This window comes from Pantoea endophytica (assembly GCF_002858935.1).
Taxonomy (GTDB): Bacteria; Pseudomonadota; Gammaproteobacteria; order Enterobacterales; family Enterobacteriaceae; genus Pantoea; species Pantoea leporis.
Genome location: NZ_PJRT01000033.1, coordinates 202,515 through 225,058, shown reverse-complemented (window position 1 = coordinate 225,058; position 22,544 = coordinate 202,515). Strand labels below are relative to the sequence as shown.

15 protein-coding genes, 2 tRNA genes and 1 pseudogene are annotated in these 22,544 nt (G+C 45.8%); 7 read left to right on the top strand and 11 right to left on the bottom strand.

From position 1 onward, the window contains the following. Nucleotides 1–18: 18 nt before the first annotated feature. Nucleotides 19–2,694 carry a bifunctional acetaldehyde-CoA/alcohol dehydrogenase gene (gene adhE, locus PZBJ_RS21770; protein WP_101764245.1) on the top strand — a complete coding sequence of 892 codons (2,676 nt, stop codon included), beginning with the start codon at nt 19–21 and terminating at the stop codon, nt 2,692–2,694. A 55-nt stretch (nt 2,695–2,749) separates the two neighbouring features. Here the strand turns inward: adhE and tdk are convergent, their stop codons facing one another. Next, nucleotides 2,750–3,370 (bottom strand): thymidine kinase, encoded by a 621-nt coding sequence (gene tdk, locus PZBJ_RS21765; RefSeq protein WP_101764244.1) that lies wholly within the window; start codon nt 3,368–3,370, stop codon nt 2,750–2,752. A 402-nt stretch (nt 3,371–3,772) separates the two neighbouring features. Here tdk and hns point away from each other — a divergent pair, with 402 nt between their 5' ends. Continuing rightward, nucleotides 3,773–4,180: a histone-like nucleoid-structuring protein H-NS gene (hns, locus tag PZBJ_RS21760; protein ID WP_101764243.1), complete on the top strand. Its 408-nt coding sequence runs from the start codon at nt 3,773–3,775 to the stop codon at nt 4,178–4,180. Nucleotides 4,181–4,275: 95 nt separating this feature from the next. Here hns and PZBJ_RS21755 read toward each other — a convergent pair whose 3' ends face one another. The 5 genes from PZBJ_RS21755 to rssA form a co-directional block, all read right to left on the bottom strand. Beyond that, nucleotides 4,276–5,283 carry an NAD-dependent epimerase gene (locus tag PZBJ_RS21755; RefSeq protein ID WP_101764242.1) on the bottom strand — a complete coding sequence of 336 codons (1,008 nt, stop codon included), beginning with the start codon at nt 5,281–5,283 and terminating at the stop codon, nt 4,276–4,278. Between the two features lie 10 nt (nt 5,284–5,293). After that, nucleotides 5,294–6,637: a UDP-glucose dehydrogenase family protein gene (locus tag PZBJ_RS21750; protein WP_101764241.1), complete on the bottom strand. Its 1,344-nt coding sequence runs from the start codon at nt 6,635–6,637 to the stop codon at nt 5,294–5,296. A 23-nt stretch (nt 6,638–6,660) separates the two neighbouring features. Next, a complete protein-coding gene (galU, locus tag PZBJ_RS21745; RefSeq protein WP_101764240.1) occupies nt 6,661–7,569 on the bottom strand; it encodes a UTP--glucose-1-phosphate uridylyltransferase GalU in 909 nt (302 codons plus the stop codon). Between the two features lie 194 nt (nt 7,570–7,763). After that, nucleotides 7,764–8,780 carry a two-component system response regulator RssB gene (gene rssB, locus PZBJ_RS21740; protein ID WP_101764239.1) on the bottom strand — a complete coding sequence of 339 codons (1,017 nt, stop codon included), beginning with the start codon at nt 8,778–8,780 and terminating at the stop codon, nt 7,764–7,766. 102 nt (nt 8,781–8,882) lie between these two features. Next, entirely contained in the window at nt 8,883–9,788 is a 906-nt protein-coding gene (rssA, locus tag PZBJ_RS21735; protein ID WP_101764238.1) for a patatin-like phospholipase RssA, read from the bottom strand. Between the two features lie 96 nt (nt 9,789–9,884). Between rssA and PZBJ_RS21730 the strand changes: the two genes are divergently transcribed. The 5 genes from PZBJ_RS21730 (at nt 9,885) to xthA (ending at nt 12,534) form a co-directional block, all read left to right on the top strand. Further along, nucleotides 9,885–10,340 (top strand): YchJ family metal-binding protein, encoded by a 456-nt coding sequence (locus tag PZBJ_RS21730; RefSeq protein WP_101764237.1) that lies wholly within the window; start codon nt 9,885–9,887, stop codon nt 10,338–10,340. Between the two features lie 57 nt (nt 10,341–10,397). After that, a complete protein-coding gene (gene purU, locus PZBJ_RS21725) occupies nt 10,398–11,246 on the top strand; it encodes a formyltetrahydrofolate deformylase (protein ID WP_101764236.1) in 849 nt (282 codons plus the stop codon). Nucleotides 11,247–11,390: 144 nt separating this feature from the next. Next, nucleotides 11,391–11,475: transfer RNA gene (locus PZBJ_RS21720), tRNA-Tyr, on the top strand. Between the two features lie 42 nt (nt 11,476–11,517). Next, nucleotides 11,518–11,602 (top strand) — tRNA-Tyr (locus PZBJ_RS21715). A 125-nt stretch (nt 11,603–11,727) separates the two neighbouring features. After that, a complete protein-coding gene (xthA, locus tag PZBJ_RS21710; RefSeq protein WP_101764235.1) occupies nt 11,728–12,534 on the top strand; it encodes an exodeoxyribonuclease III in 807 nt (268 codons plus the stop codon). A gap of 32 nt (nt 12,535–12,566) precedes the next feature. Here xthA and PZBJ_RS21705 read toward each other — a convergent pair whose 3' ends face one another. The 5 genes and pseudogenes from PZBJ_RS21705 to PZBJ_RS21685 form a co-directional block, all read right to left on the bottom strand. After that, the gene (locus PZBJ_RS21705; protein WP_101764234.1) at nt 12,567–12,863 is read right to left on the bottom strand and encodes a YnjH family protein; all 297 of its coding nucleotides are present in this window, start codon (nt 12,861–12,863) and stop codon (nt 12,567–12,569) included. Next, nucleotides 12,863–14,473, bottom strand: a pseudogene (locus PZBJ_RS21700) (DNA topoisomerase III); the annotation flags it as partial. The pseudogene PZBJ_RS21700 and the gene PZBJ_RS21705, both read right to left, overlap by 1 nt. 195 nt (nt 14,474–14,668) lie before the next feature. Continuing rightward, entirely contained in the window at nt 14,669–17,392 is a 2,724-nt protein-coding gene (locus tag PZBJ_RS21695; RefSeq protein ID WP_101764233.1) for a DEAD/DEAH box helicase family protein, read from the bottom strand. Further along, nucleotides 17,385–19,316: a DNA methyltransferase gene (locus PZBJ_RS21690; RefSeq protein ID WP_206098229.1), complete on the bottom strand. Its 1,932-nt coding sequence runs from the start codon at nt 19,314–19,316 to the stop codon at nt 17,385–17,387. The genes PZBJ_RS21695 and PZBJ_RS21690 overlap by 8 nt, the downstream gene beginning before the upstream one ends. Next, the gene (locus tag PZBJ_RS21685; RefSeq protein WP_101764231.1) at nt 19,285–22,155 is read right to left on the bottom strand and encodes an ATP-dependent helicase; all 2,871 of its coding nucleotides are present in this window, start codon (nt 22,153–22,155) and stop codon (nt 19,285–19,287) included. Before PZBJ_RS21685 ends, PZBJ_RS21690 begins: the two co-directional genes overlap by 32 nt. Nucleotides 22,156–22,544: the final 389 nt, after the last annotated feature.

Sequence of the window (22,544 nt, the reverse complement as noted above, 5' to 3'; positions counted from 1 at the left end):
TTCCTTCAGGAGAGCACTATGGCCGTTACTAATGTTGCCGAACTTAATGCACTGGTTGAACGTGTAAAAAAGGCACAGCGTGAGTACGCTAATTTTAGTCAGGAACAAGTTGATGCAATCTTCCGCGCTGCCGCCCTCGCCGCTGCAGACGCACGAATTCCACTGGCCAAGCTGGCCGTTGCCGAATCAGGTATGGGTATTGTTGAAGATAAAGTCATCAAGAACCACTTTGCTTCTGAATACATCTATAACGCTTATAAAGATGAAAAAACCTGCGGTATTCTCGCCACTGATGACACCTTCGGCACGATTACTATTGCTGAACCGATTGGCCTGATCTGCGGCATCGTTCCTACCACCAACCCAACTTCTACGGCGATTTTCAAAGCACTGATCAGCCTGAAAACCCGTAACGGCATTATCTTCTCTCCGCATCCACGTGCGAAAGATGCCACTAACAAAGCCGCTGACATTGTGCTGCAGGCAGCGATTGCGGCGGGTGCGCCAAAAGATATCATCGGCTGGATCGACACCCCATCCGTCGAACTTTCTAATCAGTTAATGCATCACCCTGATATCAACCTGATCCTTGCAACCGGCGGTCCGGGCATGGTCAAAGCCGCTTACAGTTCCGGTAAGCCCGCAATTGGTGTTGGTGCCGGTAACACGCCAGTCGTAATTGATGAAACAGCGGATATCAAACGCGCTGTCGCATCCATCCTGATGTCGAAGACCTTCGATAACGGTGTGATTTGTGCGTCTGAGCAATCCGTAATTGTGGTTGATTCGGCTTATGATGCGGTACGTGAGCGTTTTGCCAGCCACGGCGGCTATCTGCTGCAAGGTAAAGAGCTTAAAGCGATTCAGGATATCATTCTGAAGAATGGCGCGCTGAATGCGGCGATTGTCGGCCAGCCGGCGACTAAGATTGCCGAATTGGCGGGAATTAGCGTGCCGGCAACCACCAAGATTCTGATTGGTGAAGTGAAACTGGTTGATGAATCAGAGCCTTTCGCGCATGAAAAACTCTCGCCAACCTTAGCGATGTACCGGGCGAAGGATTACCACGACGCGGTCGATAAAGCTGAAAAACTGGTAACCATGGGCGGTATCGGCCACACCTCATGTCTGTATACCGATCAGGATAATCAGATTGAGCGTGTGCACTACTTCGGCGACAAAATGAAGACCGCGCGTATTCTGATTAACACGCCGGCGTCACAAGGCGGTATCGGTGACCTGTACAACTTCAAGTTGGCTCCATCACTGACGTTGGGCTGTGGTTCGTGGGGCGGTAACTCTATTTCTGAAAACGTAGGACCAAAACATCTCATCAACAAGAAAACCGTGGCCAAGCGAGCTGAGAATATGTTGTGGCATAAACTTCCGAAGTCTATTTACTTCCGTCGCGGCTCACTGCCGATTGCTCTGGAAGAAGTGGCAACTGATGGTGCCAAACGCGCCTTTATCGTTACCGACCGCTTCCTGTTCAATAATGGCTATGCCGATCAGGTGACTCGCGTACTGAAATCTCACGGTATTGAAACCGAAGTCTTCTTCGAAGTAGAAGCTGACCCAACGCTGAGCATCGTCCGTAAAGGTGCAGAGCAGATGAACAGCTTTAAACCTGATGTAATTATCGCACTCGGTGGTGGTTCACCGATGGATGCAGCAAAAATCATGTGGGTGATGTACGAACATCCTGAGACGCATTTCGAAGAGCTGGCACTGCGCTTTATGGACATCCGTAAACGCATCTATAAGTTCCCGAAAATGGGTGTTAAAGCGCGTATGGTTGCCATCACTACCACTTCCGGTACGGGTTCTGAGGTAACGCCGTTTGCCGTGGTAACGGACGATGCGACCGGCCAGAAATATCCATTAGCGGATTATGCGCTGACGCCAGATATGGCCATAGTTGATGCCAACCTGGTGATGGATATGCCGCGTTCACTTTGCGCCTTCGGTGGCCTCGATGCGGTAACGCACTCACTCGAAGCCTATGTCTCCGTATTAGCGAATGAGTATTCTGATGGCCAGGCCTTGCAAGCACTGAAACTGCTGAAAGAGAACCTGCCAGCCAGTTATCGCGATGGCGCAAAAAATCCGGTAGCACGTGAACGCGTTCACAATGCGGCAACTATCGCGGGGATTGCGTTCGCAAACGCCTTCCTGGGTGTGTGTCACTCAATGGCGCATAAACTGGGCTCGGAGTTCCACATTCCACACGGTCTGGCAAACGCCCTGCTGATTTCAAACGTCATTCGCTATAACGCCAATGACAACCCGACTAAGCAAACGGCTTTCAGCCAGTACGACCGCCCACAAGCACGTCGTCGTTATGCTGAGATTGCTGACCATCTGGGACTCTCCGCCGCTGGCGACCGCACCGCGCAGAAAATTGAAAAACTGCTCGCCTGGCTTGAAGAGATGAAAACGCAGTTGGGCATCCCAACCTCAATCCGCGAAGCGGGCGTGCAGGAAGCTGATTTCCTCGCGAAAGTGGACAAACTGGCTGAGGATGCATTCGATGACCAATGTACCGGTGCGAACCCACGCTATCCGCTGATTGCTGAGTTAAAACAAATCATGCTGGATACCTTCTACGGTCGTGAATTCTCTGAGTCATTGAGTGAGAATGCTCAAGAAGTTAAAGCCGAAGTGAAAATTGACAAGAAAACCAAAAAAGCCTAAACCGCTTTAAACAAAAAACCCGCTACGGCGGGTTTTTTTATGGCTTGCTGATGAGTTAAACCTGCGGCGATTGTGAGCCATATATCGCCTGAAGTGAACCCTCATCGATTGCCTGCTTATAGTGTTTACGGCAGACCGATATATAACGCTCATTGCCACCAATCACCACCTGCTCACCTTCGCTGAAAGGTTTACCCTTAGCATCAAGACGAAGCACCATGCTGGCTTTTCTGCCACAGTGGCAGATGGTTTTAAGCTCAACCAGCTTATCCGCCCATGCCAGTAAATATTGGCTGCCAACAAACAGCTCTCCACGGAAATCGGTGCGCAGGCCATAGCAAAGCACCGGAATATCCAGATTGTCGACAACATCAGATAATGCTTTGACCTGTTCGCGCGTAAGGAACTGGCTTTCATCGACTAACACGCAATGCACGGGTTGCTTCGCATGTTCTGCAGCTATTTCCTCATCGAGCTTTGTCTCATCGTTATATAAAAATGCAGGAGACGAAAGCCCGATACGTGAACTGACTTTGCCTGCACCAAAGCGGTTGTCGATCTCGGCGGTATAAACCAACGATCGCATACCACGTTCATGATAATTATAAGAAGACTGTAGCAAAGCCGTTGATTTACCCGCATTCATCGCAGAGTAATAAAAATAAAGTTGAGCCATTAGAAAATCTCATCGCAGCCTATATCTGTTGCGGCGCAGTTTACCATAAACCTGTATAGCTGTAGCGATGCATTATTTTTATCATCTGCTCAAAATAACATCACCATTAAGATGGATATCACAGTCACTATAGAAAGAAAGCACGTTTTGACAAAATAACGATTACGCCGATATTTTATTCATTTAAATTAAAGCCGAAGCGTCAGGTTCAGCGTTCAGTCTGGTCAGCAAGTTAGAAAAGATTACCAAATAAGTAAATATATTCTGAAGAGCGTTATCAATTTGCCCTTCTTTTTTATTTTTACGTTTTGCTTTTAAATCTGGCTATTGCAGTTATTTTTTTGCACCATTATTATGAGTCGGCAGAACAACTCCCATTTATTATATTTTGAGATTAGGACAATGAGCGAAGCACTTAAAATTCTTAATAATATCCGTACATTGCGCGCACAAGCTCGGGAATGCTCTCTGGAAACATTGGAAGAGATGCTAGAAAAACTCGAAGTTGTGGTCAATGAGCGTCGTGAAGATGATACTCATGCACAAGCGGAAAATGCAGAACGCACACGCAAACTCGAACAATACCGCGAGATGCTAATTGCCGATGGTATTGACCCAAATGATCTGTTACAGGCATTATCTGAAACGAAAGTTCCGGGCAAAGCTAAGCGCGCTGCGCGTCCAGCTAAATATTCTTACGTTGATGAAAACGGTGAAAACCGTACCTGGACTGGCCAGGGCCGCACTCCTGCTGTGATTAAAAAAGCAATTGAAGAACAAGGTAAACAACTGGACGATTTCCTACTGTAATCATTCCAGCGCTCAGCATTGTAATTAGTTCATCGCTAATTCACTTTGACCAGGTAAGAAAAAGGAAGCCAATGGCTTCCTTTTTTCATGCTTAATTATTGTTGATAGAAGCGGCGATACCAATCAACAAAATGCTGCACACCTTGCTCTACGCTAGTTTGAGGACGGAAATTGATCGCGTCGTACAAAGGTTGCGTGTCAGCGCTGGTGCCCAGTACGTCGCCAGGTTGCATGGGCAGCATATTTTTCTTCGCTTCAATGCCCAATGCTTTTTCCAGCGACTCAATATACGTCATTAAGCTGGTCGGCTGGCTATTACCAATGTTGTAAACGCGATAAGGAGCCGAGCTGCTGGCGGGAGAACCTGCTTCCACCGTCCACTTTTCATCCGGTTGAGGAATCACATCCTGCAAGCGCACGATGGCTTCAGCAATATCATCGATATACGTAAAGTCACGCGTCATTTGTCCGTTGTTATAGACGTCAATTTGCTCACCCGCTAACATCGCGCGTGTAAATTTGAACAATGCCATATCCGGACGGCCCCATGGGCCATACACGGTGAAGAAACGTAATCCCGTAGTGGGCAATTGATAAAGGTGTGAATAAGTATGCGACATCAATTCGTTGGCTTTTTTTGTGGCCGCGTAAAGTGAAACCGGATGGTCAACGGAATCGTCCGTTGAAAAAGGCATTTTGCGATTCAGGCCATAAACTGAACTGGATGAGGCATACAAAAGGTGGCCAATTTTATGATGACGGCAACCTTCAAGAATATTGAGGTGGCCGATCAAATTTGCTTCGGCATAAGCATGGGGATTTTCGATTGAATAACGCACGCCGGCTTGAGCGCCCAAATGAATAACGCGTTCAAACGCATGCTCAGCGAATAAAGAGGAAATGGCCTGGCGATCCGCCAGGTCCATTTTTACGAAAATAAAATCAGGATGTTGGGTGTTCTGGTCTAAACGAGCCTGTTTCAGGCTGACATCATAATAGTCATTCAGGTTATCGATACCGACAACCTGGTGACCAGCGGCCAGCAAACGCTGACTGACGTGAAATCCAATAAAACCTGCCGCGCCGGTGACCAGAAACTTCATACATCCCTCATTATTCTACAATTTTAATTGACGCTCCGCGGCCGATAGCATAGTACTTGAAACCGCGCTTGCTGATACGCTCAGGATCATACAGGTTACGACCATCAAAAATCACGGGTTCTTTTAACGCACTTTTGATGACGTCAAAGTCTGGCGCACGGAAGTTTTGCCACTCAGTACAGATCACTAAGCCATCCGCACCCTGCAGCGCGGCTTCCTTAGTACCCATCAACTTCAGATCGTTACGATGTCCGTAAATGCGTTGCGCTTCGTCCATCGCTTCTGGGTCGAACGCCTGAACCGTTGCCCCTGCTTCCCACAGCGTCTCCATCAGCACGCGGCTGGAGGCTTCACGCATATCGTCAGTGTTCGGTTTGAACGCCAGTCCCCACAGAGCAAAGGTTTTGCCGCGCAGATCGTCGCCAAAATGGCGTTTAATAAAGGTTGGCAGCTTGTTCTTCTGCGAATCGTTGACGTCTTCAACCGCCTGCAGTAGACGCGGAGTGTAACCAATTGACTCAGCAGTGCGAATCAGCGCCTGCACGTCTTTCGGGAAACAAGAGCCGCCATAGCCGCAGCCTGGATAGATGAAGTGATAACCAATACGTGAATCTGAACCAATACCCTGGCGAACTTTCTCAACGTCGGCTCCCAGACGTTCTGCCAGGTTAGAGATCTCGTTCATGAAGCTAATTTTGGTTGCCAGCATGCAGTTAGCCGCATATTTGGTCAGCTCTGCACTGCGGATATCCATCAAAATCATACGATCATGATTACGGTTGAACGGCTCGTACAGCTCGCGTAACAGCTCAACCACTTCATCATTATCGGTACCGACAACGATACGTTCAGGACGCATGCAGTCATTGACTGCCGCACCTTCTTTGAGGAATTCCGGGTTTGAAACCACGTCAAAGGCGATGTTTGCATCACGCTTTTGCAGGGTTTCCGTCATTACCGCTCGCACACGATCTGCGGTACCCACTGGTACAGTAGATTTGTCGATAACAACTTTGTGATCGTTCATGTGCTGCGCAATCGTGCGCGCAACGGCAGTCACATACTTCAGATCGGCAGAACCGTCTTCATCCGGTGGCGTACCCACGGCGATAAATTGCATCACGCCATGATTAACGCCTTCTTCCGCATTCGTACTGAACTTCAGGCGACCCGACTCGTAATTAGACATAACAAGCGGCGTCAGGCCTGGTTCAAAGATCGGAATATTGCCTTTCTTTAAGTTCTCGACTTTCTTTTCGTCGACATCAATGCAGAGAACGTCATGTCCGACTTCGGCCAACACCGCAGCCTGAACCAGACCGACATAGCCGATACCAAATACAGTGACTTTCATTGAATTATCCTGTGTTTATTGAGTTACTTTTTGTTGCCTACCGCGCCTTCAAGCCACTGGGTGAAATCTTTACCCAGCACTGGATGGCGAACGCCGTACTCAACAAACGCTTGCATGTAACCCAGTTTGTTACCGCAGTCATGGCTGACACCGTTCAGGTGATAAGCTTCAACGGTCTCTTTTTCCATCAGCATCGCAATGGAGTCAGTCAGCTGAACTTCGCCACCTGCGCCTGGAGGCGTTTTCGCCAGCAGCGGCCAGATTTCAGCAGACAACACGTAACGTCCTACAACGGCCAGGTTTGATGGGGCTTCTGAAGCTTTAGGCTTCTCAACCACGCCAACCATTGGCGCGCTCTGACCTGCAGAGAGTTCAGCACCCTGGCAATCAACTACACCGTAAGCGGTTACATCAGCAACCGGCTCGACCATGATCTGGCTGCGGCCGCTCTCTTCGTAACGAGCCAGCATCTCTGCCAGGTTGTCTTTGGTTGGATCAGATTCGTATTCGTCGATGATTACGTCTGGCAGGATTACAGCGAACGGCTCATCACCAATCAGCGGATGTGCGCACATTACTGCGTGGCCCAGACCTTTCGCGATACCCTGACGAACCTGCATGATGGTGACGTGTGGAGGGCAGATTGACTGGATTTCGTCCAGCAGCTGACGCTTAACACGTTTTTCCAGCATAGATTCCAGCTCAAAACTGGTATCAAAGTGGTTTTCGATGGCGTTTTTAGAAGAGTGCGTAACCAGCACAATCTCGTTAATGCCTGCTGCAATGCACTCATTTACGACATACTGGATCAACGGCTTATCGACCAACGGTAACATCTCTTTTGGAATAGCTTTGGTCGCAGGCAGCATACGCGTGCCGAGGCCTGCAACTGGGATTACCGCTTTTTTAACTTTAGTCTTATAGGCAGACATCAAAAATACCTCTCTTAATAGGCCGTTCAAGTTAATACTTGATATGTCGGTTTAAAAACGAAATGAGTATATCAGTTACTATCAGGTGGAATTATCCTGGAAGAAGTTAATCCACGGAATTTAGGACTATTACCCAAGTGTAAAGCTTGCTCCTGGTCCTGTCTTTAACCCACGGAAAAATTAAATCTAACCGGTTATTCTTCGGCTGAAAGCATCAAACGTAACCTGCCTCCGGCGCCCCAAATATGACACTGCCAGGCGTCGGCACGTTGGCTGATTTGATTAAGATGAGTGCTGCCCATAGTACCAAGCGGCACACCATTACTGAGTTGGATTTGATGAGTATTGACATGCAACGTCGCGTTGAGCCCTGCTGAAACCAGGATTAGGTTTTTTAACTGGCGATGATAATAGCCCACCAGCAACGGGAACTGCCCGCTGAGATTCGCCTGCCTTAACAGCATGTTGACCTGACGCAGCAGCCCATTCAACTCAGGCAGTCGCTGCTTCTGGCCGGAGAGCTGCTCCTGCAGCAAACCATTAAACAGTGCGCGCAGTAACAGCGCGGCTAACACGCCATTATCGCCAGCGCGCGTTACATCAAGGCAATAGAATGCCAAATCGTTATCTGATAGCGCCGCGATATCCAGTACTAAGCCCGGCTGTTCCGCCATGGTGAGCTGACGGTAATTGATACGGCAATTGGCAATGGTTTGCTGCACCGGCGGCTGGAGCTGTTTGAGTAATTTAGATGCCGCCAGCGGATCGCTCACCAGCGCATCCCAATCCTGAAACAGTTGTTCATCCTCCTCGACTTTGGAGGTAAACATTGATGGATAGAGACACTCAAACACCGCTTCACGGAAACGTTCCATATTTTTGAGCGGTTTTAGCAATACGTCCTGCACGCCCAAACGCAACACATGCGCGATGTCCGCCATATTTTGTGTGGCGGAGATAATCAGAATGGGCACATTGTTGCCGCGCGTGCGAAGACGCTCAACGAACGGGATACCGCCCATACGCGGCATTTCAAGGTCGCAAATAACCAGATCCACTGATTGCGCCGACAACAAGGTTAAGCCATCAACACCATCACCTGCCTCAAGCGTTGTTGCACCTAAGCTGGTTAATAAATTGTCTATCAATGAACGGAAAACGACCTCATCTTCGACAATGAGTATCTTTTTGCCGATTAGCGGTTTTTCCATTCTCTCCCCCTGCGTACCAGATAATTCAATAGTGGTTCATAAAATGCCGTTGCGCCTTTCAGAATTGGCTGAAGTCGCAACACCTGTGAATGAACAACCTGACTATCTGCCACGGACCAGCGGTAATAGTTCATCCATTTTTTTCTCAACGGCGGCCTTGCCAGCCGCAATGGCTTCTTCTGCACGATGGAAGTCCAGTGTGGAAATTTGTGGACAAAACGGCTGAATCAGCACATCCGGCGGATCGCCCGCCATGCGGTTACGTTTCAGGCGATTTTCCAGAACCTGGATAGATGTCGACATAATCTCCATCGCACCCGGCGTTTGATTAGCACGGCGATGCGTCAGGCCAATCAGGCGTTGACGCAGTTTCTTTCCCCAGCTCAGCGCTTCTACTGCCGCCGCTTCTTCACCGCTCTGCGGCGTAACTGACAATAAATCCTGTTGCATCAGATGTGCGTCATGCTGTAAATCCACGGCGATAACGATGTCAGCACCCAATGCGCGGGTTAATGAGATCGGCACGGGATTCACCACCGCGCCATCCACCAACCAGTATCCATTGTAAGCAATGGGTGGCAATAAGCCTGGCATACTACAGGACGCACGCACAGCTTGATGCAAATCGCCTTCGGTCAACCACACTTCTCGTCCGGTACTGAGATTGGTCGCGACGACGCCAAATGGCTTATCGCACTCATCGATGAGGTCGTTGGGAATCAGCTGGCGGATGTGGCTAAACACCCGGTCGCCGCGCAATAAACCACCGCGCTGCCACGACAGGTCCATTAATCGAATGACATCCCAATAACGGAATGCACTCACCCACTTCTCCATCACGCCCAGCCGTCCATTCACGTAAGCCGAACCGACCAACGCGCCAACAGAACATCCGGCCACCACATCGATTTCAATCCCTGCGCGTTCCAGCGCATTGATCACGCCGATGTGGGACCAACCTTTGGCAGCACCTGAACCCAGTGCCAGCCCAATCCTGACCTTTCTCATCTCACCTCATGATTGGCATGGTACGTAGCATCACGCCTGACAGTCGGCTACCATAGCGCACGCTTAAATTTACTTTAATCACTTCCAGGAGATGACGTGTCTGAAAAGTGCCCTTGCTGCAGCGGAAAGGAGTATAGCGTATGTTGCCAACCCTTTCTGAATGGCCAAGCGAACCCGTCCAGCGCGGAACAATTAATGCGCTCACGCTACACCGCCTACGTCGTGAAAGATGCCGCGTGGCTGGCGAAAACCTGGCACTCCAGTAAACGCGTGGCCGACCTTGAGACGTTATTATCCGAAAGTTTTGCCGGTACTGAATGGCTGGGCTTGAATGTAACTCGTTGTAATCATGGAAGCCATGAGAATGAAGCCTTCGTGACGTTTTTTGCGCGTTACCTCGAAAAAGGCCGCACTTCAGCCATCTATGAATGTTCGCGCTTTCTTCGCGAGGATCAACGCTGGTACTATGTCGACGGAACAACGCCTGAGTTGGGACGTAACGATCGCTGTCCTTGTGGCGCCGATAAAAAATACAAAAAATGTTGTGGGTAATCTGGACAGATACACAACGGCTTTACCATTCATCGCTTTGACAGGACTCTGATCGAGATGCAAGCGCAAACCATCCAACGAAAAGTTTTACGAACCATTTGCCCTGATGCGAAAGGTTTGATCGCCAAGATCACCAACATTTGCTACAAGCACGAACTCAACATTGTGCAGAACAATGAGTTTGTCGATCACCGCACCGGACGCTTTTTCATGCGCACCGAGCTGGAAGGCATTTTCAACGACAACACCTTGCTGGCCGATCTCGATAGCGCGCTGCCCGTCGGTTCAGTGCGTGAACTGCAAAGTGCCGGTCGTCGCCGTGTCGTGATTCTGGTGACCAAAGAGGCGCATTGCCTGGGCGATCTGCTAATGAAAAGCGCGTTTGGCGGTCTGGATATGGAGATTGCTGCAGTCATCGGTAACCACGAAACGCTGCGCTCACTGGTTGAACGTTTCGATATTCCGTTTGTGATGGTGAGCCACGAAGGCCACACGCGTGAAGAGCACGACAACCGCATGGCGGATGAAATTGACCGTTATCAGCCTGATTACGTGGTGCTGGCAAAATATATGCGCGTGTTGACGCCCGCCTTTGTGCAACGTTATCCAAACCAGATCATCAATATTCACCACTCCTTCTTGCCGGCGTTCATTGGCGCGCGTCCGTATCATCAGGCTTATGAGCGCGGCGTGAAAATCATCGGCGCCACCGCGCACTACGTGAACGATAACCTCGATGAAGGTCCAATTATCATGCAGGACGTGATCAACGTCGATCATAGCTACACCGCAGAAGAGATGATGCGTGCAGGACGAGACGTTGAGAAGAATGTGCTGAGCCGCGCGCTGTATAAAGTGTTAGGCCAGCGCGTGTTCGTTTACGGCAACCGCACGATCATTCTTTAACCACTTCGGCGCTGAACTGCACAACTCTTCAGCGCCACGCATAAAAAGTGGGCAAACAGTTTTTATTTTCAGTGACGGCGCTTTACAGGCTGAGCGCATTTGTTATGATGCGCCCCGCTTTAAGACGCAATGATTCAGGCCAGTGGTGGGATTCCCGAGCGGCCAAAGGGAGCAGACTGTAAATCTGCCGTCACAGACTTCGAAGGTTCGAATCCTTCTCCCACCACCATCTGAATCGTCTCTGCCTGAAGCCACAATATGTCATATCCCCGGTGGGATTCCCGAGCGGCCAAAGGGAGCAGACTGTAAATCTGCCGTCACAGACTTCGAAGGTTCGAATCCTTCTCCCACCACCATCAATACCATTCTCCTGTTTTTCCCACTTGTTTTAATCGTTGTAACCTCCTGATTCACACCATGACTTTTGCCCAAAAACTCGTTACCATCGCGCCATACTTTTGCGGATAAAAATGGCAGCGAAATGAAATTTGTCTCTTTCAACATCAACGGCTTGCGTGCGCGTCCTCATCAATTAGCCGCGCTGGTTGAACAGCATCAACCCGATGTCATCGGCTTGCAGGAAACCAAAGTGCATGACGATATGTTCCCGCTCGAAGACGTCAGCAAACTGGGTTATCACGTGTTTTATCATGGACAGAAAGGTCATTACGGCGTCGCGCTGCTGACCAAAGCTGAGCCTGTCAACGTCTACCGTGGTTTCCCTGGCGATGAGGAAGATGCACAGCGTCGTTTGATCATGGCGGTAATCCCGAGTCCGATTGGTGATATCACGGTGATCAACGGTTATTTTCCGCAGGGTGAAAGCCGCGACCATCCCACCAAGTTCCCGGCGAAAGAGAAGTTTTATCGCGATCTGCAAAGCTATCTTGAGCAACAGCTAGCCGTGGATAAACCGGTATTGATCATGGGCGACATGAACATCAGCAGCACCGATTTTGACATCGGCATTGGTGAAGACAATCGTAAACGCTGGCTGCGTACCGGAAAATGCTCGTTCCTGCCTGAGGAGCGCGAGTGGATGGATCGCTTGCTAAAGTGGGGTTTAGTTGATACCTGGCGCGCTAAGTTCCCGGAAACCAACGATCGTTTCTCATGGTTTGACTACCGTTCGAAAGGCTTTGACGACAACCGTGGTCTGCGCATTGATCTGCTGCTGGCAAGCCAACCGCTTGCCTCGCGCTGCATTGAGAGTGGCATCGATTACGATATCCGCAGCATGGAAAAACCGTCGGATCACGCCCCGGTTTGGTCGACATTTAAGCTGTGATGAAGCAGCGTGGCGTCTGGCGCCACGCGCTTTTATTTGATGATTCTCCAGATAAGCGGATTAGTGCCTAATACCTTCTCATCCCTGCCGCACTGCAATAACACGCCTTCTGCTTTGACCACCGCACCTTCAGAATAACTGCGGTTCTCATAGGTACAGCACTGCATGCAATTGCTCTGACGATTGTTTTGCCCTTGTGTCCAAGCTTCTGGCGGCAGATCCACCACCACATCGGTATTGCCCATACGATTGTTTTCCGGCTGGCGGTTGGCCAGCGCCGAGGTGCTGCATAACAGCAATCCGCCCAGCAACATCATTGCATAACGCATCACTCTGTCTCCTTGGTTTTGCGACGAGCCGTTTTCGGTTTGGCTTTCTTTTTGGCCCCAGGCGCTGTCAATCCGCGAAAGGCCTGTAACGACGGTCGCTGGCGTGCTTCACCAATCAGCCCAATCAAGGTGCTGACCAGCGGCTGCATAAACTCATCATAGCGACAAGACTTCTCGCTAATCCGGGTAAGCGTCGATTCCCATTGCGCCGTCATATCGGGCCGGGCGGCCATTTCTGGCAGTGCATGGATCAACGCCCTGCCTGCATCCGTTGAATGAATATAACGGCCTTTTTTCACCAGGAAAGTGCGGCGGAACAGCAATTCGATAATGCCCGCACGCGTCGCTTCCGTACCTAAACCATCGGTTGCACGCAGCACTTTCTTTAATTCTTTATCCTGCACAAAGCGGGCGATGCCGGTCATCGCAGACAACAGCGTCGCATCGGTAAACGGACGCGGCGGTTGCGTCTGCTTCGCCAGCACTTCGCCGCGCTCGCACAGCAGCTCATCACCTTTAGCGACGACCGGCAGCGGCGTGCCATCGTTCTCCTCGTCACGCTCTTTGCTGCCGAGCAGCGCACGCCAGCCGGCTTCGGCCAGAAAACGCGCTTTGGCGATAAATTTTCCGCCGCCGATATCAAGATCAATAACGCATTTGCGGAACACCGCATCCGGGCAAAACTGCATTAAATACTGGCGGGCGATCAGGCCGTAAATATTGGCCTCATTTTCGGTCAGATTAACCTTACTGGCACGCGCAGTGGGAATGATGGCATGGTGCGCATCGACCTTTTTGTCGTCCCAGCAGCGGTTCTTCTGATCGGGATTAAAATCCGTTGGCGGTGTCAGATTGGGCTGATGCGCCTGAATGGCGTTCAGCACCGCATGGCGTCCGGCAAAGTGCTCATCGGGTAGATAGCGGCTATCGGAACGCGGGTAGGTGATCAGCTTATGGGTTTCATAAAGCCGCTGACAGCAATCCAGTACGTTCTGCGCGCTGAGGCCAAAGCGCTTACCGGCTTCGATCTGCAGGCCAGAAAGCGAAAATGGTAGCGGTGCGGTATCGGATTCACGTTTGTCGTTATATCCGGTGACCAGCGCCGGCTTACCATTAATGCGCTCAAGCACGTGATCCGCCAGCGGACGATGCAGCAAACGCCCCTCTTCATCCTGCCACGGCTCGCAAGCATCGCTTGGCACCCATGTCGCGACAAAACGCTCGTCTTTGGGCGTGACGATGTGCGCTTTAACTTCGAAATAGTCCTTAGGGATAAAGTTTTCGATCTCTTCATCGCGGCGCACCACTAAACCCAGCACCGGCGTCTGCACGCGGCCAACCGACAGCACGCCGTCGTAACCGGCGTTACGGCCCAGCAAGGTAAAGGCGCGCGTCATGTTGATGCCGTACAGCCAGTCGGCGCGCGCACGCGCTAACGCAGACACACACAGCGGAATGAATTCGCGGTTCTCACGTAAGCGCCCAACCGCACGTTCAACCGCCGAAGGATTAAGATCGTTAATCAGGCAGCGCTGCACCGCTTTACGTTTCTCTGGTGCGAGCTGCAGATAATCCAGCACTTCATCCACCAGCAGTTGACCTTCACGATTACTGTTACAAGATTTTTTTGTGAAAATATTTATTATTATGATTTTTATGGAGAAATATTGATTTCATGGTTTTGGGGATTTTCATACAAACACCTTTCCATAAGGTAAGTCAGCCATGCAGGTTTTACTAACTTCCAGCACTAATTAGTTATCCAATAAAGCCCTACAAGAAGAGGCTTTATTGGATTATTTTTATTAATTTAAGAAGTCTCGCCCGTACGAACCAGCTGCGGCATCTTTCCCCCTAATAATTTCATAACCTATTCCAGCTGAAACCCCCATAAGTTCAGCGGCTTCCTGTTTGTCCTTTACATTCTGAGAGTCAATCATATGTTCGCCCTTAACTTCAATCATCACGTAAGAACCATCCTGTTTCTTGATCAGAAAATCAGGATAGTAACTACGGACTCGCTGAGTATCGGAATCTACATAGTGAATAACAAAATCACTTTGCCCATGTGTTAGCATGCCAGTGAACCAGATTTTTTCTACCTTATCGTTATGCAGCATATCCCAGAAAAACTGTCTTTCTGGATTAGAATCAAAGCAGTAATTATCTAAGTGGAAACTGCGCTCCGCTATCTTAGATACCTCAGAATCTAATTTACGAATAATCTTATCTTTAGCCGCTGTCACAGTGTAATAACCAGGATCTATCGGCGGTTCTGTAACCAATTCGACTTCGAACTCTTCTTCGATACTCTCAGAATTGATGTCATACATCGCCTTAAATAGACGAGGAATCACTTGGTCATAAAGTACTTCGTTAAACTGATTTACTAAGGCTAATATTCCATCAAAGCTTTCTTCTGTTAAAGAGATAATTTTATCGATCTCAATACACGGTTTATTGAGGTAACGTGCAATATCAGCGACCAGAGAAATACGTGAGAATTTTCTCTGAACTTTTAGATAAGAAAGATCATCTCTTATCGCTTTTTTCGTATTACCAAGGTCATCAGGCATTCTCATGCCTTCACGAACCTCATGGATTAAACGATAATCATTGAGTTCTATTATGTCTAAGCCTATCTTATAGCCCTGTACAATTTCATCCTTTTCCACCAATTTGTAACTACGTCTGACACGCTTAATTGGGATCTTAACTGGTGGTTGTAGTACACGAATATGAACAGTTTCTTTGTTCGGATCAGGCTCTTTAATATCATCCACTGATACTCGGAAGTTAGCTTCTAACTCTTTATCGAGCAATTTCAGATTGTCCTGAGTGAGATAAACATGACCTGTGTATTGTACTTTGCCAATAGCACGTAAGCAGCGCATAGTAGCCTGAAGCACAAATATTTTTGATTTTGGCTCACGGTACAGAGCTACAGAGAATAGAGAGCGACAGTTCCAACCTTCACGCCCTTTATTAACCAACAGGATAAATTGTTTTTCTGATTGAGGTGTGTCAAGACGGTTAAACTCACGGATATCGTCATCGGTTGTAACTTTAGCGTCACCTACGTTTACCAGAATTCTGTCTGATGAAATCCCACGTTTGGCTAGAACATTCTCTACTGCAGGGCGAATTTCTGTCGTAATCTCTTCGATCGTAGTACCAAAGATAGCCATTTTCGGGAGCATATTTCCCGGTCTAAAAGGCTTGGTAATCTCTTGGCCATTTATATCCAATGATGTTTCACTTAAATGGTGCATTTCGTCGAGAAAGTTATTAATCGTAATCTCGAGGAAATCTTCGTGCCTTGTATTACTGTAGCCATTTAGACGAACTTGTTTCAAATAATTGTTATCGATAGCTTTGCGCAAACCATAAGCGTACACCACCTCAGGAAGAACACTTTTACCAACATAAGGTGTTCCCGTATAGTTATAACAACCTACAACTCGAGTACCAGCATGTTTTAAGTTAATAGCCAGCTCATCAATAGTTTTACGCAGAGAATTAGCGGCTTTTTTCACCCCCATATCTTTGGCTAATTGATCTCCAAAAGCATGGTGGGCTTCGTCAACAAAGATCCCTAACTGTGGCAGTCTTTTTAATTTTTCAAAACGCTGGTTTGTAACCAGATCACCTTCGGTTTCAGGTGCTACCGCAAGTGAATCTGGATCGATATCCAAGATACCAGCAACTGCATCACCAATATCGCCTAAGCCTTGGTAAATATCTTTGCCTGAGCTATACAATCTATCAACGCTTGATTTACTTTTACTATCGCGTTTTAGGATTATTTTCTGGCTATTAGATACAATAATATTAAACTTTGAACCATCAAGCGTATTGAGTGATACACCTGCATCTTCAAGATAGTGAAACTTAAATTCCGCTACGATTGGCATATATTCTGGTGGCACAACCTTGGCGTGACTGAACGATTCAATTTCTCTTAGTGACTGTAAAACGGTTTTATCTGGGGCAAAGATAAGCGCATTTTGAATAAAGCGTTCATCGTTACCTTTTTTATTACCTGCGAGGAAATCGTAAAAGATACAAGTTGCCATCAGGATGGTTTTACCCGTTCCCATGGTCAGGGCAAAAATATAGTTTGGATACAAACGACCAGCATTGCTGGCCTTCATATTTTTAAAGATACCTTTGTAATCTTGTTGGGACATCTCCCAAAACATATCACCTTGTACTATTTGACCTTCAACTGCCTCAATACCTGTTACACGTCCTTCAAACTTACCTTGGCTGGTATACCAATCTTCAAACAACTGATAAACAGGCTTATTATCTAAAAATTCTTTAATAAACACATAGATTTCAAGCGCTTCAAATTGAGGGATTCGGAGAAAACTCCCTGGTCGTGAAGGATCATTATAATCGAGGAACGCCTTACTCAGTCGAGTATAATTCTTACGCACGAAACCACGTTTCTGCTTGTAAAACTCATGTAGGTGGATATAAAACGAGTTATTAAGTTCGAAGTTGTCTTGAGCACCTTTAGCCATGTGCGATCACCTCTTCGTAAGACTCAGAGAGCAAATCCGTGATCTTAATTTTAATGTTGCTTGCACCCTCAGGGATCTTATATTCGCCTACAACAAACTCGTTTTTATCTGGGATATCGATAACAACTGGCTCCATAACGGCACCATCGTAATTCCAGTCGATCATGATAGACTCCACCATCTCTCGCCACTCGTTAATATCTTCTTTTTGCTGGCTAAGTTTTTGCAGCAAGTTACGGGGATAAAATTCATCTATGACCAATTTACCGTCTTTAATTTTAATGATTGCTTCTGAATCATATTTAAAGATTAAATCTGACTTATCACGTAAAATATCAACCACTTCGATTTTTAGTTTATAACCGCATTCATTTTCAAGTGCAGCACCCAAGCCTGGCTCATGCCCCATACAAATCAGCATAATATTTTCGACAGGTTTATTTGCGTTAGCAGCCTTACGCTCCTCAAATTTTTTATATGGAAAATTTGCGACTAATTCGTTGAGGTCTTCTTTCGTTGCAATACGGTTAACTGGCATAATCTTGACTTTGTAGCCTTCTTTTTCGCCATCATAGATTATGTTGCCATCAATTAATTGAACCTCCAATGCTTCAATCAGTAAGCTTTTTGCTTCTAGTGGATTCCTAAAAATCTCATAGTTATTTACGTTATAAACTTCAAAGTCAGCTTCACGTAAGGCCAATCTCTTGGTAGTTGTTTGTACCGCTCCAAGATTAATATCACTCCCTATAAATTTTCTTTTCAAACGACTTGATACAGCCTGAGTTGTTCCCGACCCCATAAATACATCAAGAACCAAATCTCCTTCATCAGTTGCTGTTTTTATAATCCGTTCTATCAATGCTTCTGGTTTTTGAGTCGGATAATGTAATCTTTCTTTTGCCGTTGGCGATAAAATAGGAATTTCCGACCACAATGTTGATGCAGCAACACCAGGCCTTTCATCTAGAAAATATTTTATATATGGTTGTCCTGTGCTACTAAAATATAGTTTACCTTCTTCTTCAAATTTCCTCATGGTTTCTTTTTTATAAGCCCAGAAACGTCCAGGAGGAGGTGTAACTCCTCTATATTCATAAGATGTATCACCTCCAGGTTTAGATGCTGTTGGTGTTACAAGGCGGTATTTTCTCCCATTCTCGTCTTCTTTATTATATTGTTGAGCTATCTGGTCGTCCGAAAACGGGACAAACTGGGTATTCCATTTAAAGCTTGATGTTTTGGAATATAACAAAATATTATCGTGAACGATGTCATATCTTTTTGCCCCTTGTTTTGAATCCCCATGAGCAGTAGTTCTTTTCCAAATACACTCATTGATGAAATTTTCCTGACCGAAAACCTCATCTAAAATACATCGCAAATGATGAGATTTATGATAGTCACAATGTAAATAAATCAAACCGGTATCAGATAGTAATTCTTTTAACAAAATTAATCTTTCATACATAAATTGAAGATATTCATCATTACTCCATAAATCTGTATATTGTTTTTCTTCGAAAGAATTTTGGTCGCCGTTAATACCACTTTTATTCTTTAATTTAATTTTCTTCCCATAATTGGCTTTTGAATCAAAAGGGGGATCGATATAAATAAGATCTACTCTCCCACGAAAATTTTTGAGCAGATGGCTCATGACTTGAAGGTTATCCCCCCAAAAAATTTTATTTATCCAGCCATTTTCATCTTCATGCCCATACACTTCTTTTAACTGCGCAGGAAAATATTGTGTAGAACGAAACGGGCGCTTTCCTTTCCAGTTCAGCATCGGATAGCCTTTAATTGGCTCAAATTCATACTTTTCGATGTTAGTTTGTTCTTCGTTGGCCATATTTACCTCTAATCTCTTCATTTTTACCTCATTTCGCTCAACCACAGAAATTCCAATTCTTTCGGTCACAGTAGGCTCTTGCACTACAGTCAACACAGGTCTTATCTGGTCGTGACTTGAGCGAAAAATCCTTGCTCTCAATCCTGCCAACGATTCTATCAAATTCCGCTACCGTTTTGTCGATCGTACCACTTGTTTTGTTAAAAGATATGTTCGGTAATCCATTGGTTTCACCGGTAAAATATAGGTGCATTTTGCTCACTTGATAACCATAGCGCTCTTCTACCAAATGAGCATAGATCTCAAGCTGTCTTTTATGATGCTGGATACGTTCTTTATCACGCTCCATATCAGGTTTTCGTTCTGACTTAAAGTCCACCAATTCGACTGTTCCATCAGCACCTTTAATTAAATCGACGCTGCCTGTTAGTATATAGTGACTTTTAACTAAAGAAATATCGACTTCCGTTTCTTTGATATCAGACCAATCGTCATTCTTTCGCTCGACATAGCGCATCACATGGTTCAACGCCGCACCTAATGTGGATTCTCCCAAATACATTCGTTCACGATTTGCTAGGTTTTGATAATTATCCATCAACCAAATCTTGACATTATCTTTGGTAATTTTGAATCCTTCATCTCTAAGAGCTATTTTATGAATATCTTCAAGGGTTTCATGAATTAACGTACCAAATAGCATGGGGCTTGCTTTGACCGGCTGGAATTCTAACTCTTTAAATAACCGGTATTGCTCTGCGCAGGTTTCAAATAATGTAATATGAGATGTAAAGGCATACTCATTTTTTATATTCACATCTTTTACTGACTCAATATCTAACGCAGCAAGTTGAAATTTAGCCTCGCGCCAATACGTTAAACTTGCAGTGCAATCGACAAAATGCCGAGACGGTGTTCTTCCATGCCCCGATTTTCCCTGACCTGTGAGTATAAGTAAATTTTGCGACCGTGAAAATGCAGTATAATAGAGCCGCCAGAAATCAAAATATTTCGTGTCATCTAATGGTTCAAATGGTTTTTTCCCCATATATTGGGTTTCGATAATTTCGTCAAGATCCGTATATTGCTTACGAGGAGTTGCTTCAAGAGAACCAACAAAAACAATAGGGAACTCTAATCCTTTTGACTGGTGTATGGTTAAGAAGGAGATACAACCTGAAGGAGCATACTCGGACATATCTTCGTACTCATCAATCCCTCCGTCATGTAAAAATCTTAGAAAGTTATCAAAAAGATCTCTCAAATTCCGTTCTATATATTTAGGATTTAACACACTGATATGATGTAGATACTCAAACTTGCCAAGCATTCGGCTAAACTGTGCTAAATTTCTTTGCGCACGTGCATTGCCATTCTTTTGATCCAAATATTTAGAGAACAGCGGAAATTGCAATATCTCGTAAAATATCCCTAAGAAGGAATTATCAGCACTTTTAGTTAATTTAATGTGTTCATGTGCTTTTTTCTTACACCAAGAGACTAAATCTAAGTGTTCTATTTTACTAAGTTCAGAGATAAGCGGTGACAGACATTGTTGCTCATAATAGGTCCAAATAGGTAAAGTCTTACCTTCCTGAATACGCTTTTTTCGATCAGGTAGAACCATCGGAAAAACGAGATGTAGTACTCCGAGCATTAAACGAATTTCTTCTCGCTCAAAAAACAGGTTTGCGCGTGGGGAATAAACTGGAATCCCTTTATCTTCAAGAAATTTCGCCAGTAACTTCACTTTATCGTTTTTCACTGACCGAAATAAGAAAGCAACCTGATTCCAATCTTTCAGTTTACCATTGTCTCTCAGATGAATTAATAGCTGATAAACATCATCATGCCAATCATCTCCTTCAGGAGTAATGGCACTAACTACCGTCGGACCATTCGGAAAAATACCATCTCGAGCAACAATATTCTTAGAATAACGATAATTGATTCCTTTTCTCAGCCAAGGCTTCTCTTGCATATATGTATCGTAAAACCTAACAATTTCAGGATGAGAACGATAGTTGATGGATAATTTAACCTGCTGACACCGACCTAGTGGAAATTTTTGAGGAAATTCAAGAATATTGCGTACACTTGCACCACGGAAACGATACAGAGCTTGATCATCATCGCCAACAACACAGAGGTTTTGTTTTTCTCCCATTAAGAGGTAGAGTAATTTTTCTTGAATTGTATTCGTATCCTGATACTCATCGACCATAAGGTATTCAAGTTTCTCTTGAAGTTTCTTAAGTAGATGTGGATTCTCACGAAGGAGATAGTAGGTTTCGAGCTGGATACAGGAGAAATCTAAAGCATTATTTTTAGCTAGCAGTGTTTGATACACTTTATAGCTGTTACCTAAGGCATTAATTGCTACATCTGAAGAACGACATAACTCTTCAACATCCAATACCTCTTCAGAAACTTTATTTAACCATCCGATTAAATTTTCTGATTTTATCCACGCTGGAAGTTTTTGTTCCCCCTGAATATATTCGATACCCTCGATATTATTGAATTCTCGCAGCTTCTGATAAATAAAATATTGTTGATCAAACTGGTCCATCAATACGAAGGAGCGCTTCAAACGAGTATATTCGCGATATTCCTCTAATATCCTCAGGCAGATTGAGTGGAAGGTTCCTAAGTACATCTCATTGATATTGAAATCTATACCTAACTCAATAACCCTGTTTGATAGTCGTGTTTTAAGCTCTTGTGCTGCCTTTTCCGTAAAGGTGACAACCAGTAGCTGATCAGGAGCCGCTGCGTGAACAATAACGAGATTGATAATGCGTTCAACGAGTGTATAAGTTTTTCCTGAACCCGGACCGGCAATGATCAGTAATGGGCCACTATGATGATGTATCGCAATTTGTTGATTTTTATTAGAAGATGACATAGATAGCCTTATAATATTTACGAGAATGATCTTCAAAATTAGTGTTGATTGATACCAATGACGATAAGGTTAGTTCAGATTCTATTCCATACGTAAAATTATTCTAACTTACTACTTTTTTTCATCTAGAAGAGATTCATTTTTTATTATTTATCATTTTGCCAGAGTTACTCTGCACTGAACCTCTATAATCTTGATAACGATGAAACTCCGCTATGTACTGACTATCACGGCAAATTAGCACAATGTTTCAATATTGGGTAACTACATATATCATCTAATTTTAACGGAGATCATGAGTAGAATCAGGTTTTGTTGTTTAGTCTCTCATTAGCAACAAAAAAATAGGCCATGAGTTCAACCACAGCCTACTTTTCAGTATTACTCAC